General features: G+C 71.9%; 15 protein-coding genes and 1 pseudogene. 8 read left to right on the top strand and 8 right to left on the bottom strand.

All coding sequences use genetic code 11. The annotated features are described in order from the left end of the window. Positions 1 to 83: 83 nt before the first annotated feature. Positions 84 to 311, top strand: a complete 228-nt coding sequence (locus tag B9G38_RS03785) for a helix-turn-helix domain-containing protein (protein WP_086215536.1) — start codon at positions 84 to 86, stop codon at positions 309 to 311. 111 nt (positions 312 to 422) lie between these two features. Next, positions 423 to 1,058 (top strand): uracil-DNA glycosylase family protein, encoded by a 636-nt coding sequence (locus tag B9G38_RS03780; RefSeq protein WP_049930561.1) that lies wholly within the window; start codon positions 423 to 425, stop codon positions 1,056 to 1,058. A gap of 27 nt (positions 1,059 to 1,085) precedes the next feature. Here B9G38_RS03780 and B9G38_RS03775 read toward each other — a convergent pair whose 3' ends face one another. Further along, the gene (locus B9G38_RS03775) at positions 1,086 to 2,261 is read right to left on the bottom strand and encodes an NAD-binding protein (RefSeq protein WP_086219535.1); all 1,176 of its coding nucleotides are present in this window, start codon (positions 2,259 to 2,261) and stop codon (positions 1,086 to 1,088) included. A 121-nt stretch (positions 2,262 to 2,382) separates the two neighbouring features. On the opposite strand from B9G38_RS03775, the gene B9G38_RS03770 reads away from it, so the two are divergent. The 6 genes from B9G38_RS03770 (at position 2,383) to B9G38_RS03745 (ending at position 7,867) form a co-directional block, all read left to right on the top strand. Continuing rightward, positions 2,383 to 3,648 (top strand): potassium channel family protein, encoded by a 1,266-nt coding sequence (locus B9G38_RS03770; protein WP_086219534.1) that lies wholly within the window; start codon positions 2,383 to 2,385, stop codon positions 3,646 to 3,648. Then, positions 3,645 to 4,988: a potassium transporter TrkA gene (locus tag B9G38_RS03765; RefSeq protein ID WP_086219533.1), complete on the top strand. Its 1,344-nt coding sequence runs from the start codon at positions 3,645 to 3,647 to the stop codon at positions 4,986 to 4,988. Before B9G38_RS03770 ends, B9G38_RS03765 begins: the two co-directional genes overlap by 4 nt. A 22-nt stretch (positions 4,989 to 5,010) precedes the next feature. Next, a complete protein-coding gene (locus B9G38_RS03760; protein ID WP_049930569.1) occupies positions 5,011 to 5,295 on the top strand; it encodes a ubiquitin-like small modifier protein 1 in 285 nt (94 codons plus the stop codon). 39 nt (positions 5,296 to 5,334) lie between these two features. After that, on the top strand, positions 5,335 to 6,450 hold the full coding sequence (locus B9G38_RS03755; protein ID WP_086219532.1) for a deoxyhypusine synthase: 1,116 nt from the start codon (positions 5,335 to 5,337) through the stop codon (positions 6,448 to 6,450). 114 nt (positions 6,451 to 6,564) lie between these two features. Further along, the gene (locus tag B9G38_RS03750) at positions 6,565 to 7,038 is read left to right on the top strand and encodes a hypothetical protein (RefSeq protein ID WP_086215532.1); all 474 of its coding nucleotides are present in this window, start codon (positions 6,565 to 6,567) and stop codon (positions 7,036 to 7,038) included. Between the two features lie 109 nt (positions 7,039 to 7,147). Next, positions 7,148 to 7,867 carry an SDR family NAD(P)-dependent oxidoreductase gene (locus tag B9G38_RS03745; RefSeq protein ID WP_086219531.1) on the top strand — a complete coding sequence of 240 codons (720 nt, stop codon included), beginning with the start codon at positions 7,148 to 7,150 and terminating at the stop codon, positions 7,865 to 7,867. Between the two features lie 39 nt (positions 7,868 to 7,906). On the opposite strand, the gene B9G38_RS03740 is transcribed toward B9G38_RS03745, so the two are convergent. The 7 genes and pseudogenes from B9G38_RS03740 to B9G38_RS03710 form a co-directional block, all read right to left on the bottom strand. Further along, complete coding sequence (locus B9G38_RS03740; RefSeq protein ID WP_086219530.1) at positions 7,907 to 9,316, bottom strand: carotenoid oxygenase family protein; 1,410 nt, start codon at positions 9,314 to 9,316, stop codon at positions 7,907 to 7,909. Between the two features lie 138 nt (positions 9,317 to 9,454). Beyond that, positions 9,455 to 10,078, bottom strand: a complete 624-nt coding sequence (locus tag B9G38_RS03735) for a hypothetical protein (RefSeq protein ID WP_086219529.1) — start codon at positions 10,076 to 10,078, stop codon at positions 9,455 to 9,457. Positions 10,079 to 10,233: 155 nt separating this feature from the next. Next, the gene (locus B9G38_RS03730) at positions 10,234 to 11,271 is read right to left on the bottom strand and encodes an MsnO8 family LLM class oxidoreductase (protein ID WP_086219528.1); all 1,038 of its coding nucleotides are present in this window, start codon (positions 11,269 to 11,271) and stop codon (positions 10,234 to 10,236) included. Positions 11,272 to 11,425: 154 nt separating this feature from the next. After that, a complete protein-coding gene (locus B9G38_RS03725; protein WP_006112801.1) occupies positions 11,426 to 11,602 on the bottom strand; it encodes a 50S ribosomal protein L37e in 177 nt (58 codons plus the stop codon). After that, positions 11,599 to 11,841: an LSM domain-containing protein gene (locus B9G38_RS03720; RefSeq protein WP_086219527.1), complete on the bottom strand. Its 243-nt coding sequence runs from the start codon at positions 11,839 to 11,841 to the stop codon at positions 11,599 to 11,601. Before B9G38_RS03720 ends, B9G38_RS03725 begins: the two co-directional genes overlap by 4 nt. Positions 11,842 to 11,934: 93 nt before the next feature. Beyond that, positions 11,935 to 13,227 carry a hypothetical protein gene (locus tag B9G38_RS03715; RefSeq protein WP_086219526.1) on the bottom strand — a complete coding sequence of 431 codons (1,293 nt, stop codon included), beginning with the start codon at positions 13,225 to 13,227 and terminating at the stop codon, positions 11,935 to 11,937. Beyond that, positions 13,224 to 13,530: pseudogene (locus B9G38_RS03710) on the bottom strand (hypothetical protein); the annotation flags it as partial. The gene B9G38_RS03715 and the pseudogene B9G38_RS03710, both read right to left, overlap by 4 nt.

Below are 13,530 nucleotides of genomic sequence, written 5' to 3'. Positions count from 1 at the left end.
GGCCGTTCTCAGACCGATTCACGCTGTTTCGACGAACGTTGAATAGGGGGTTTATTATCGTCGAACCCGTCATATCGGACAAGATGATCGAGACGGAGACCGCGTCCGCGGCGGCCCCCGCGCTGCCCCGGGAGCTCCAGTCGCCCCGCGCCAAGCTCGTGTACCTGTACCTGACCACGAACGGCGACGCCACGGTGTCCGAGATGGGCGAGTCGCTCGGGATGAAGAAGCTCTCCCTGTACAGCATCCTGAAGACCCTCCGCAGCGAGGGACTCGTCGACTGCGACGGCGACCGGTACGTCCCGAACTGATCGGGCCGCGCCACCGCCGCACGCTGCTTTTCACGCTCGTTCCGCACCGCCTCGTTCTCGTACGGCCCTCCCCGGCGGAGCGTTTAGGGACGCGGAGCCCACAGAGCAACCGTGGACGCGAATCAGACGGATTTCGAGAACCCGTTCGCGATGGACGCCGACTGCGAGAACTGCGCCGAGCTGTGCGGCGCTCGCGACCGCGTCGTTCACGGCTACGGCGACGTCGGCGCGGAGTTCCTCGTCGTCGGGACCGGCCCCACGGAGGCCGCCGAGCGCAACGGCGTCCCCTTCACCGGCGCGGGCGGCGGCGAACGCGTCCAGTCGATCTTCGCCGACCTCGGGTTCGTCCGGTCGGCGCCGGACGCCGCGGAACCGGACGTACAAAACCTCTTCTTCACGAACCTCACGCGGTGTCGCCACCCCGACCGCGAGCCGACGGACCGGGAGGTCGACACCTGCGAGCCCTTCCTCAACGCGGAGATCCGGATGATAAACCCCCAGATCATCGTGCCGGTCGGCGACCGACCGCTCCGCGAGCTGGCGGTCGAGTACACGACTCGCCGACCCGACTCGTTCGACGTCGACGCGGAACACGCGACGACGATTCGCGGACGCGGGTTCGAGCTCGTGCCGATGAAAGAGCCGAGCGAGATGAGCGACGCCGAGGCGGACGCCTTCTGCGACCACATGCGCGAGAACGTCCTGAGCCGGGACTACCGGCAGACGAAGGGCCGACAGAGCCGCTGAGCGGTCGCGACCTCTCCTGAGCGTCGCTCAGTCGTCGAGGTCGATGTCCTCGATGATTCCCTCCGTCGCGTCCTTGCTGTCCGCGCCGAACGCGCAGTCGACGATGATGTGCCCGCCGAGCGTCGTCGGCGAGATCACCTGGTCGGCGCCGGCGCGCCGGAGCTTGTCCACGTTCTCCCGCTGCGTCACCGCCGCGACGATGCGCACGTCGGGATTGAGCTGGCGGGCGGTGAGGATGGCCAGCGCGTCGTGCGCGTCGTCTTCGGTGGCGGCGACGACCGCCCGGGCCCCGTCGAGGTTCACGTGTTCGAGCGGGTCGACGTCGCTGGGATCCGCGGTGTACACCGGGATGTCGCGGTCAGCGAGCCGCCTCGCGGCGGTCTCGTCCGGCGTCACCACGGCGTACTCGACGCCGTCGCGGGCGTCGAGCTCTTCGAGGATCGGTTCCGTCAGGTCCCCGTAGCCGAGCACGAGGACGTGGTCGTCGAGGAGGTCGATCTGTCTGTCGGTCATCTTTCCGAGCGCCTTGGAGAGCTGCGCCTCGATGGCGGGCGTGAGGAGGACCCCGAGCGCCACCGCGAAGGCGGCGACGTTCACCACGAGCGAGGAGAGCGCGAACAGCTGCGCGATGTCGGAGGCGGGACCGGTCGCGGGGTGGACGTCGCCGTACCCCACCGTCGAGGCGGTGACGACGGTGAAGTAGAAGGCGTCGACGATCGTCTCGATGCCCTCGAACTGGTCTCTGAGGGCGTACGACCCGAGCGTCCCGTACGCGACCGCCCCCACGAGCGCCGCGCCCGCGGCCAACTGCGTCGGGGAGGGCCTGAAGTCCCGGTCGAACCGGCCCCGGTTGACCACGAGCGTCGGCACGGAGAGGAGCGACAGCGCCACGAGCGGGAACGACAGGACGGAGGCCTGCATCAGCCCCTGAAGGGCCGTCAGCGGCAGCAACACGGCCGTGGTGTACCACCCGATCCGGTAGCCGTTCCGGAGCGCGAACCCGCTCCCGAACATCGCGAAGCCGGTTATCGTCCCGGTGAACCCGACCGTCTGGCGGACGACCGGGAGCACGTACGGGGCGAGCGGCCCGTCGACGCCGAGTCCCCCGATCTGGGCCAGCCCGGCGAGGATCGACAGCACCGCGACCGCGAACGTCAGGAGGATCGACGCCCGAACGGTCACCCAGTCCCGGGTCAGCTCCATGTTCCCGGGTCGCCGAGACCGAACTTAAACCCCGCGAGGCCGCCGCGGAATCGATCCGACGGGCGCTCCGAGCGTCGCTCGCGCCGATACTGGTTTAACCGCGCCACGGATTGGACGCCGTATGTCGCTGCCCGTCGAGATCGTCTTCGGCGTCTACCTCGGCGTCATCACCGGGATCGTTCCCGCGCTGGTGGCCGGGACCCTCGGCTTCGTGTTCAAGTACGTCACCGACGTGACGATCCCCGGGCTCGGAGTGGTCGTGCTGTCGCTCGCGATCGCCGGCGTCAACGGCGGCCTGCTCGCGCTCAACGACGAGACGATTCGGTCGTCGGAGCGCGCGCCAGCGATCCTCACGGCGATCGTCGTGGTGTTGATGATCTCGCTGTACGCCCACGCGCAGGGGGACCGCCTCGGCGCCAGCGCCCCCAAGCGGATCTCGCTCAAGCAGCTCCGCGACCGCACGCTCTCGACGGACGTGATCGAGCTCGTCGGCGGCCGCGGGCGCGTCTCCGTCGAGGTCGCCGGCGAGGTGACCGACATCGAGGGGTACCCGCCGCTGCCGGCGGACACGCGCGCCGCGATCCTCGACGGCGACTGGACGTTTCCGGCCGACCTCCCGCTCGCGGAGCTGGAAGACCGGTTCGCGGAGCGGCTCCGCACCGAGTTCGACCTGGCCGACGTGTCGGTCCGGATCGACGAACAGGCGCGCGCGACGGTGTCGGCCGCCCCGCCGACCGGCGCGCTCTCGAAGCGGGTGCCCGCCGGGAAGCGCGCGGTGTCGGTGTCGGCGCTCGTGCCGACCGGGATCGCCCGCGGCGACGTCATTCGCGTGATAACGCCGGATATCGACGTCGAGGGCGCCGTCATCGCCGCGCAGTCGAGCGGGAAGCCGGAGCCGGGCGCCGGGGCGGCGTCGACTGTGGTTCCCCCCGCGGGCGACGACGCGGATTCGGAGGACTTCCGAACCGACGGCGGGGAGACGGACGTTCCCTCGCCCCCGGCGGCGACCGCGCCCACGACGACCGGGGGTGAGGGGCGGGTGACGCTCGCCGTCGACCGCTCCGAGGCGACGGATCTCCTCCGCGCCGACCGCGGGCGCGTGCTGGTGCTGTCGCGAGGCACCCGCCGCGAGTACGGGCTCACGGCCCTGCTCCGGCGGGCGGGGAAGCGGTTCCGCAAGGTCACCGTCGCCGCCGGCGGACCGTTGGACGGGCACACCATCGGCGAGGCCGAGGTCCGCGAAGCCTACGACGTGGCCGTCCTCGCGGCCCGTCACGACTCGTGGCGCGTCGCGCCCGACGGGACGCAGCCGCTGTCGGCGGGCGACGACCTGTTCGTCGTGGGGAGCCGCGACGCGCTCGACCGGTTCGCGGAGGTGGCCGCGTGAGCCCCGCGCTCGGTGCGGTCGCCGCCGTCGGCGTCTCCCTCGCCGCCGCTGATGTCCCCCTCGCCGCCGTCGAGGTCGGATTTGCGCGGCCGCGACAGGCGGCCGTCACGCTCGTCACGTTCGCGGTCGTCGCCGCCCTCCTGACCGGGGGCGCGGCGCTCTCCTACCGCTGGTACTTCCGAACGGCGATCCCCGAAGGGGTGACCGGGCTGCTGGGCGTCGCGGTCGTCGCGCTGTACCTCAACACGACCTCGCTGGGGTCGGTCGCGATCGGCGATAATCCGACCCTGTTGGCGCCCGAGAGCGTGTTCTTCAACCTCGTCTCGCTCGGCGTCGCAGTGGTGATGGCGCCCGTCGGCCGATACGCGGGCGACAGGCTCGCGGTCGACGTGTTCGCGCTCTCCGGCGCCAAGCAGCTCGACGGCGAACTCAGCGGGGTCGTGCGCGCTGTCGGGCGGTTCACGGCGGTGACGCTCCCACCGGCCGACGAGATCGGCGACATGGAGACGTACGACCCCGTCTCCCCGGAGAAGAAGGACGAGATCGCCGAGAAGACGCTGCTCTTCCCCCGGAAGCTCTCTCCGGAGTCGCTCCGCGAACGGCTCGTCACCCGGCTCAAAGACGAGTACGGCGTCGGCTACGTCGACGTCGACCTCGACGCGGACGGGTCGGTCGAGTACTTCGCGGTCGGCTCCCGCGCCGCCGGGCTCGGCCCGACGCTCGCGCCGGAGTCGGCGGCGGTGGCGGTGGCGGCCGACCCGCCGAACAACGCCACCGCCGGGGACACGGTCCAGCTGTGGCGCGACGACGCGGAGCCGGAGCGCGTCGCGACCGGCGAACTGCGGGGCGTCGCCGGCGACGCGGTCACCGTCGCGCTCGACGAGTCGGACGCCGAACGCCTGACCGACCAAGGCGGCTATCGGCTCGTGACGCTCCCCGCCGAGCAGCGGGCGGATCGCGAGTTCGCCTCGCTGCTGCGGAGCGCGGACGAGACGATGGCCTCGGTCACGGTCGCGGCCGGGAGCGACCTCGACGGGAGCACCGTCGGCGAGGTCGGCGCCGTCGTCGCCGCGGTCCGACCGGCGGCGGGGTCCGTCCAGCCGATCCCGCCGCACGACTACGCGTTCGGCGCTGGCGACCTGGCGTACCTCGTCGGGCGCCCGGACGCGATCCGGTCGTTCGAGGCGGCCGCGTCGACCGCGGGGAGCGCCCAGACGGCGGCGTCGGCCGCGGAGGCCGCAGGCGCCGCCCAGTCCGCCGCGACCGGGGACGGCGACGCGGCGGGGGTCGAAGACGACGGCGACGCCGCCGTCGACTCCGACGGGACGCAACGCTCTTGAGCCGCCCGCGCGGGGATCCGCTATGGAGTGGAAGCTGTTCGCCGACCTCGCGGAGATCGCGGGCGACCGCGCGGTGACCGTCGACGCGGAGCCGGGCGACACGGTCGGCGACGCGCTCGACGCGCTGTTGGACGCGCACCCCGACCTCCGGGACCGCGTGATCGAGGACGGGAGCGTCGCAGACCACATCAACGTCCTCCGGAACGGGCGGAGCGTCCGCCACGACGACGGGCTCGACGCGACGCTGGAGGCGGGCGACGAACTGGCGCTGTTCCCGCCGGTGAGCGGTGGGGCCGCCGACCGATAGATCGGTCGTTTCAAACGCGCGCCGACCCCAGTCGGAGCCATGACCGACAGCGACGGGGACTCCCGAGACGATGCCGCGGACGCCGGTGGCGAGGATCACGGCGGTGAAGGCGATCACGCCGACGGTGACGGCACCGGCGGCGAGCCGCTCCGCGAGGAGTTCCACGAGGACCCGGTCGGCCACACGCGCGCGACGGCGGGGATGACGGTGAGCGAACTCGTCGACGGCTACGGCGACGCGGGGATCGGGGCGGCGTCCGTCAACGAGGCGGGCGACGTGCTCGCCGACATGTTCGCGAACGACGACTGTACCGTGTTCCTCTCGCTCGCCGGCGCGATGGTGCCCGCCGGGATGCGCCAGGTCGTCGCCGACCTCATCCGCGACGGCTACGTCGACGCGCTGGTGACGACCGGGGCGAACCTCACCCACGACGCCATCGAGGCCATCGGCGGGAAGCACCACCACGGGCGCACCCACGACCCGGAGAAGAGCCTCCGCGAACACGACGAGGGGCTCCGCGACGAGGGGGTCGACCGCATCTACAACGTCTACCTCCCGCAGGAGCACTTCGCCGAGTTCGAGGGGCACCTCCGCGAGGAGGTGTTCCCCGCGCTGGAGGCCGACCCCGACGCTGACGGGACCGACGCGGTCTCCATCGCCGACCTCACGCGCGAGCTCGGCCGCGCCAACGCCGAAGTCAACGACCGCGACGACGTCCCCGAGGGGCCGGGCGTCGCGGCCGCCGCCTACGAGTCCGACGTCCCGATCTATTGCCCGGCGGTCCAGGACTCCGTGCTGGGGCTTCAGGCGTGGATGTACGCCCAGACCGCGGACTTCACGCTCGACGCGCTCGCGGACATGACCGAGCTGACCGACCTCGCGTTCGAGGCCGACGACGCCGGCTGCCTGCTCGTCGGCGGCGGCGTCCCGAAGAACTTCACGCTCCAGACGATGCTCGTCACGCCGCGGGCGTACGACTACGCCGTCCAGATCACGATGGACCCCGAGGCGACCGGGGGGCTCTCCGGCGCGACGCTCGAGGAGGCGCGCTCGTGGGGGAAGCTGGAGAAGGACGCGCGCAACGCCTCCGTCTACGGCGACGCGACCGTGATGCTCCCGATGCTCGTCGCCGCCGCCCGCGACCGCGTGGAGTAGGGTCGCGTCGCCGGTCGCCGGCGAGCGCGCAGGCGATCTCGGCCACGAGCGAGGCCGGACGCCGCACGCGATACGGGGAGAGATATATGCGTGAAGACACCGATACGTGCGCGTATGGGCTCGATCGGCGGCCGGCCGGAACTGCTCGGGGGGCCCGACGACGTCCTCGATCCGCGCTCGCGGCACAACGTCCACGTCACCCGCGCGGCGGACCTCGACCCGGTCGGTCCGTGGTCCCGCGAGACGCTGTACGCGGTCGTGCGGCGAGCCGACGGTGAGGAGCGAGTGGTCGTCCTCGATTACGGTCGTCGCGAGATCTACCTCACGGCCAGGGACGGACTCGCGTACGAGCCACCGCAGGGACTCGGCCTCGCGTCGCCGCCGACGCTCCACGTCGCCGAACCGCATCGAGTCGCCCCCGACCAGGGGGCGGTCACCGCTATCGACCCCGTCGACGTCGCTCCCGAGTTCGACGTCCTCGTCCCCGCCTTCGACTGGGACGAGATCGACGAGGACGACGTCTTACCCCCGGTTCACCGCCGGCCGTCGAGGGCGCCCGCCGGAAGCGGCGCCGGCACGTCCGGCTGACGTTCGGTGCGCATCGACCGGTCCACCCCGCCGATGTCGGCATCGCACGCGGGGACAGCTACCCCACGCCGTCGCCACAATTTACACGGGAGGCCCGAGTACGCGACGTATGACGCGAACAGCGGTCATCGCGGGCGTCGGTCCGGGACTCGGCGAGTCGCTCGCCAGAAAGTTCGCCGCCGAGGGCTGTCGGGTGGCGCTCTTCGCTCGCTCGGCGGACTACCTCGAAGACCTCGCCGCGGACCTGCCGGACCCGGGTGAGGGGCTCGCCGTCCCGACGGACCTCACGGCGGTCAAGCAGATCCGGGACGGGTTCGAGACGGTCCGAGAGGCGTTCGGACCGGTCGACGTTCTCGTGAACCACGCGAGCGCCGCCTCCTGGACGGGACTCATGGACACGAGCGTCGAGGAGTTCGAGGAGTCGTGGGCGGTGAACGGCCGCGGCGCGTTCGCCTGCTCGCAGGAGGCGGTCGACGACATGCTCAAAACGGGCGGCGGGACGGTCGTCTTCACCGGCGCCACCTCGTCGGTGCGGAGCCTCGGCGGCGCGATCGGGTTCACGGCCGCGAAGTTCGCGGCCCGCGGGATGGCGATGGATATCGCGCAGGAGTTCGGCCCGGACGGCGTTCACGTCGCTCACGTCGTCATCGACGGGCAGATCGACTCGCCGGGGGTTCGCGAACGGTCCCCGGACCGGGACGGCGACACGTTCCTCGACCCCGACGAGATGGCGGAAACGTACTGGCACCTCGTCGAACGGGACGACGTCGGCACGCAGCCGTTCGAGGTCCACGTCACGAACGGGCCGCGGAACTCCGAGTTCATATAACGGGGTCGGTACAGCGGACAACGGACGGTGCGGTGACGCTCAACTGTCACGGAAGAACCGGCCGTGGAAGCCGAACGGTTCCGCGTGGGGGAGCGACGCGTCGGCGAGGAGTGCGAGCGTGTCGGCCTCGAAGACGAGCAGGCGGGTCTCCTCCGCGCGGCTGTCGAGCGCCGGCGCGACGACGACGCCGTCGTCCTCGGCGGTCGCGCCCGGCCGCCGCACGGGGATCGGCTCCTCCACGAAGACGCCGTCCTCCCACCACTCGCGCGTCCGACCGGTCTCGACGTCGAGCTTTACCAGTCCGTTCGCGCCCTCGCGGTCCGTCGCCTGCGCGTACGCGTACCGGTACTCGCGGCCGACGACGTCGGGGGCGACCCGGGGGAGCTCCACGCCGACCTGGTGGAGCGTCGACCGATCGACTTCGTTGGACCGCAGGTCGACCCGATACCGGACTGGGCGCCCGTCGGGGACGTCGACGTCCGAGGGGTCACCGTCGAGCGCGTCGAGGCGCATCGCGTCGACGATACCGGGGTCGGGAAACTCGACGAGGTCGACGACGACCTCGTCGCCCGTCGCGTACGCGTTGACGTGGTGGAAGGCGAAGACTGGCGGGAGCGCGGGATCCGCGACGAGGTCGCCGGTCTCGCGATCGACGACGAGGATGCGCGTGCCGCGCTCCGGCTGCCAATCGAGGACGTCGAGGATGCCCTCGGAGAACGGGCTCAGCGCGCGGCGGATCGGCATCACGAGCGGCGTCTCGACGAGGACGACGTGATCGGTCGTGATGCTACAGTCGTGGATGTACCCCGGGCCGTCCGCCGCGATCGACGCGACCCGTTCCCTGGCGCGACGGTCCGGGGCGAGCCGGTAGACGTGATACTCGGGCGTTCGACCGAACTCGGTCACGAAGCCGAACCACGCGTCGGTCTCGGGGTCGCGCACGAGGTGCGCGGCGGTGACGTGTTCGCCGAGGTCGTCGTCGAAGCCGAATGCGCCTCGGGTCTCGAGCGTCGCGGGGTCGAACGCGATCCGACGCGGCGCCTCGGTGAGCGCGACGTGCTCGCCGTCGAGGCGGGCGACGTGAACGTTCGCGTTGTCCGTGATCTCCGGCGGGCCGAGCGCCCGCAGCCACGACGCGATTTTCCCCACGCCCGTCCGGTCGGTCCCGAACTGCCCGGAGACAGAGCCGTCCATCGCGTCCGCGTAGGCGTCCGTACGGAGGAAGCGATTCGAGTACGACAGCGCCCCGTCCTCGAACGCGTATCGCCGAAGCATCGCGAGTCCGTCGAACCAGTGCCCGAGTCGCTCACCGCCGACATCGAACAGCCCCGGACCGTTCCGAATGAGCGTCCCCGACAGCCACGACGGGATGTCGCCCTCGACCGGGGGACGGTGGTCCGTCACTTCCGTCGTGAGCGATCGGAACCCGACTCCGTAGCCCTGCCCCATACGGACCACTGATACGGACCGTACGGTAATCAATTGACCCGTCTCTCGAGGCGGAACGGGCGGAACGACCCCGAGCAACCACGCATCCCGGCTCCGGAACTCGCAGGGGCACCACCGGAACTCGTCATGAGGGCCGGTTCAGTCGGCGTCGAGCGCCGCCGCCAGTTTCGTCGCGCCCCCCTCGGAGACGCTCTCGCCGTGCCCGACCAGGATTCGCTCCGGGCGGTAGTCGGCGAGGCCCTCCGGCGCCTCGTCGAGCGCCGGATGGACGCCGACGTCGTTGTCGCCCTCACAGAACCCCGGGAGGGTGCCAAGCGTCTCCATGACGACGAGGGTCCCACCGGATTCGTCGACGAGGACCGCCTCCTCCCACTCGTCCGTGTCGATGAGGCGGTGGACCTCGTAGTTCGTGCCGGGGAGCTCCGCGTCGAACGGCTCCGGCTCGCCGTCGAGTTTCTCTCGCGTCAGGTCCATCCACTCCGGGACGGACACGGCGACGCCGTGGCGCGCCGCGATCGCTTCGGCGTCCCGCGTGTGTCGGTCGTGGGTCACGACCACGCCGGCGACCTCGCCGAGGTCGCTCAGCCGGTCGTCGAGCCCGTCGGCGTCGAGCGGGTCGACGATCCAGACCCCGCCCTCGGTCGCGAGCGCGTGACTCCCGCGCATCGCGTCTTCCTCGGGATGCGCGACCCAACTGACGCCGCCGTCCCATTCGGTCACCGCCTCGAGCGAGGGTCGCCCCGTCGGCTCGTCGTCGGACATGTGTGCGACTATTAGGCACACGACTAAACGCCTGTCCGTACCGGAACCGAGGCGGGCCGTCCGTCACCTCCCGTCACTTCGACGGTCTGTCGTCGCCACGGTCGCTACGGCTCGCCGTCGGGGCGTCAGTCGTCCGCTCGCCAGCCGTCTGCGCGTCAGTCGGCGCGTGGATCTAGGTCCATCGCTTCGGCGAGGAGCGCGTGCGAGTCGAGCGCGGCCTCGCGGTCCGGCACCGTGTGCTGGATCATCACCTCGTCGACGCCGACGCGGTCGGCCAACTGCTCCAGCAGGCCCGACATCGTCTCCGGGCTCCCGGAGATCGACCGCGGCCACTCGTCGTCGTCCAGCGTCGCCGGCGTCGGGTCCGGCGCGCCGCCTAGCTCGTCGATCGCCTCCTCCTCGGTCGGCGTCTCGTCGCCGAGCTCACCGCGTTTCATACGCCGGAACGTCGCCTCTGCGGGCGCGCGCCGACGGGCCGCGGCCGCGTCCGTCTCGGCCGCCACCGCGTTGACCGCGACCATCCCTTGCGGCTCGTCGAGGCCGCCGGGGCCGGCGTCGGGGTCGAACGCCTCGCGGTACGCCGCGAACGCGCGCTCGGCGAACCCGGGCCGGATGAAGCCGGCGAAGCAGTAGCGCAGGCCCAGCTCGCCGGCGATCTCCCCGCTCGCCGGACTCGACCCCAGCACCCACGGGACGGCCGGCCCCTCGGCCGACCCGGGCACCGACAGGTCGGCGTACGGGTGTTCGTCCGGATAGGCGTCGCGGAGGTGGTTCACCACCGCGGTGATCCGCTCGCGGTGGTCCTCGTTCGGGTTCTCGACGCGGCGGTCGGTGCCGAGCGCGCGGTCGGAGGCGGGCGAGCCGTTCGCGCGGCCCATCCCGAGGTCGACGCGGCCGGGCGCCAGCCCGTCGAGGACGCCGAACGACTCGGCCACCTTGAACGGGCTGTAGTGGTTCAAGAGGACGGCCCCGCTTCCGATCCGGATCGAGTCGGTCGCGCCCGCGACCCGACCGAGCAGCACCTCGGGCGTGGTGCCGGCGAGGCGGTCGCCCATCCCGTGGTGTTCGGCGACCCAGAACCGCTCGTAGCCCAGTCGCTCGGCGTGGCGCGCGGCGTCGACCGTGTTCGCGAACGCGTCCGCCGCGGTGCCGCCCCGGGGGACCGGCGAGAGGTCGACGACTGAGAGGTCCATACCCGCGTTCGGCGACTGATCCGGTTAACGGTTGGCTCGGCGGCGGAGCGGTCGGGGGATCGAAACCGCGCCGACCGCGGGGCCGGGAGGACCAGCCGAGCGAAACGCCGCGGCTAGTCGACGGTGAAGACGAAGCGAAGAGAAGAACCGCAGCTCAGTTGTCGCCGGTCTTCGACTGCCAGGCGTAGTCGCGCCGGGAGGCGGACTCGCCGAAGCCGCACGAGGAGCAGCGCTCCTTCTTGACGTGGTAGGACTTCTCGCCGCAGCGTCGACACTTCACGTGAACCGTCTTGTTCTTTTTCCCTTGGGAGGGCGTACCTGCGCCGGTCATGCTTTGATTGTGATGACGTTATCGCCGCGTATAATCGTTGTGTCTTCGATCGCGACCGCGAACTCGCCGTCGAGGTCTTCGTCGACGCGGCCGTCCACGTCAGCCTCCGGCTCGATGACGACGTTCATGTGCTGGTCGTAGCCGCCGAGGACGCCGTAGTACGTCGTGCCGTCCTTCAGGTGTACCGTCACGGGCTCCTCGAGCGACGCTTCGAGCACGTCGAGGGGTCGTCCACTCATTGTCCGTACCGCCGCCCGTCGCGGTAATAAAAATACCGGGACGGAGCCCCCGAGGCCGGTCGGTTTGACACGAAGCGGTTGACACGAACCGACTCACGCCAACCGGTCGCGCACGAACTCCGTCGCCGCCGGAACCGCCCGCGCGTACAGGGCGGCGTACGTCAGCTCCGCCTGCGTCCGCCGCACCGAACCGTACCCCTCTTCGATCCGGTCGGTCACGTATCCGACCGTCTCCACCGCCGGACGGACGAGCCGGGTCGTCAGCGGGCCGCCGCCCTCGACTGCCTCGGCGACGGCGGTTCCGGCCCGATCCGCCGCCGATCGGACGGACGACTCCGAGGGGCCGTCTCGGTGTTCTCCGTCACGAATCTCTCGCACAGCCGCCCGATACGCTTCGATCTCGGCCAGCGCGGCGCCGGCCTCGACGGCCGCGGTGGCGTACTCGCCCGCGCCGGCTGCCCGCTCGACGTCCTCGGCCGTCGACTCGATCCGGAGGTCGCTCACGGCGACCAGCTCCTGTGCGACTGTCCCGCTCAGGTCCTCGTCGGGGAACGGCTCCTCGCGCCCGGTGCGCTCGCGGACGGTCGCGCGCGTCCGGCTCACCGATCCCCGCAGCGCCTCGCCCGCCGCGACCAGCGACGCCCACCGCGGCGACGCCCCGTCCTGTCCGTCGAGGTACGCCGCTCGGAGCCCCGCGGCATCGTCCGCGGCCGCTCTCGCGCGCTCGACGCGAGCGACCGCCTCGCCCGCTCGGAACGGTTCGGCGACCGGGCCCTCGGGATACGTCACGCGCGGCTCGACGTATCCCGCGCACTCAGCGAGCAGCGACTCGACGGGCTCGTACGCCAGCACCGCCGCAGTCGGCGACCCGGCCCGGTACTCCAGCGCCGACGCGAGCGCCCCGCGGTCGTCGCGGACCGCGCGGCGGCGGGCGGCGAGATCCGGACCGTCGTCGGTCCCGCTAGCCGCGCGGTACGCGCCGCGGACCTCGGCCGCGTCCTCCCGGCGCCGCCGCCACGCCGAGAGGTCGTCGACCGGCCACCCGTCGGCCACCTCGGCATTCGCGCGCCGACGCGCCCGCTCGCGGTCGTCGCCGATCGCCGCGGCGACGCCGGCGTTGGGGAGGTCCGGACCGGTCGGCACGTCGTCGAGCAGCTCTCGCGTCCGCGACTCGTGGGCGGCCGCGAGCGACCTCGGAACCGCCACCGGGAACGGCGACGCCGGCCACTCGACCGGTCCGACGGCGTCGGACGGGAGCGACGCGGGCGCCTCCCGACGCTCCTCCCCAGCGGTGAACGGGACCTCCGAACAGCCGGCGAGCGCCGCCGTGCCCGCTGCCGCGATCCCGGCGAGGAGGCGGCGGCGCGAACTCGACTTCCGGCTCACGCCGCATCACCGTCCGTTCCGGACGACGACGCGTTGAAGACGGCCGGCGGCTCCCGCCGCCGACAGGATCCGCTCATCCCGCTGCCGCTTCCGGTCGAGCGGTCGGCGGCGACGGGGAGCCGGATCGCGAACCCGACCGTGTGGATCGCGTCCGCGTCGCACTCGACGTCCGCCGGACGGTACCCCTGACAGAAGTCGGCGTGGGGGTGGAGGTCGTCGTTCGCGAGCTCGTCCCGCTCGACCCACCCCGACCGGCGCAGGCCCCCCCTCACCCCCCCGCCCGGCCTCGCGCGGGGGGCCGCC

This window comes from Halorubrum sp. SD612 (genome assembly GCF_002135005.1).
This window is presented reverse-complemented; position numbering and strand designations above follow the sequence as displayed.

Coding starts and splice junctions, on each gene's coding strand:
- B9G38_RS03785 (WP_086215536.1), top strand. CDS start 84: ATGATCGAGACGGAGACCGCGTCCGCGGCGGCCCCCGCGCTGCCCCGG.
- B9G38_RS03775 (WP_086219535.1), bottom strand. CDS start 2,261: ATGGAGCTGACCCGGGACTGGGTGACCGTTCGGGCGTCGATCCTCCTG.
- B9G38_RS03770 (WP_086219534.1), top strand. CDS start 2,383: ATGTCGCTGCCCGTCGAGATCGTCTTCGGCGTCTACCTCGGCGTCATC.
- B9G38_RS03760 (WP_049930569.1), top strand. CDS start 5,011: ATGGAGTGGAAGCTGTTCGCCGACCTCGCGGAGATCGCGGGCGACCGC.
- B9G38_RS03755 (WP_086219532.1), top strand. CDS start 5,335: ATGACCGACAGCGACGGGGACTCCCGAGACGATGCCGCGGACGCCGGT.
- B9G38_RS03750 (WP_086215532.1), top strand. CDS start 6,565: ATGGGCTCGATCGGCGGCCGGCCGGAACTGCTCGGGGGGCCCGACGAC.
- B9G38_RS03745 (WP_086219531.1), top strand. CDS start 7,148: ATGACGCGAACAGCGGTCATCGCGGGCGTCGGTCCGGGACTCGGCGAG.
- B9G38_RS03740 (WP_086219530.1), bottom strand. CDS start 9,316: ATGGGGCAGGGCTACGGAGTCGGGTTCCGATCGCTCACGACGGAAGTG.
- B9G38_RS03735 (WP_086219529.1), bottom strand. CDS start 10,078: ATGTCCGACGACGAGCCGACGGGGCGACCCTCGCTCGAGGCGGTGACC.
- B9G38_RS03730 (WP_086219528.1), bottom strand. CDS start 11,271: ATGGACCTCTCAGTCGTCGACCTCTCGCCGGTCCCCCGGGGCGGCACC.
- B9G38_RS03725 (WP_006112801.1), bottom strand. CDS start 11,602: ATGACCGGCGCAGGTACGCCCTCCCAAGGGAAAAAGAACAAGACGGTT.
- B9G38_RS03720 (WP_086219527.1), bottom strand. CDS start 11,841: ATGAGTGGACGACCCCTCGACGTGCTCGAAGCGTCGCTCGAGGAGCCC.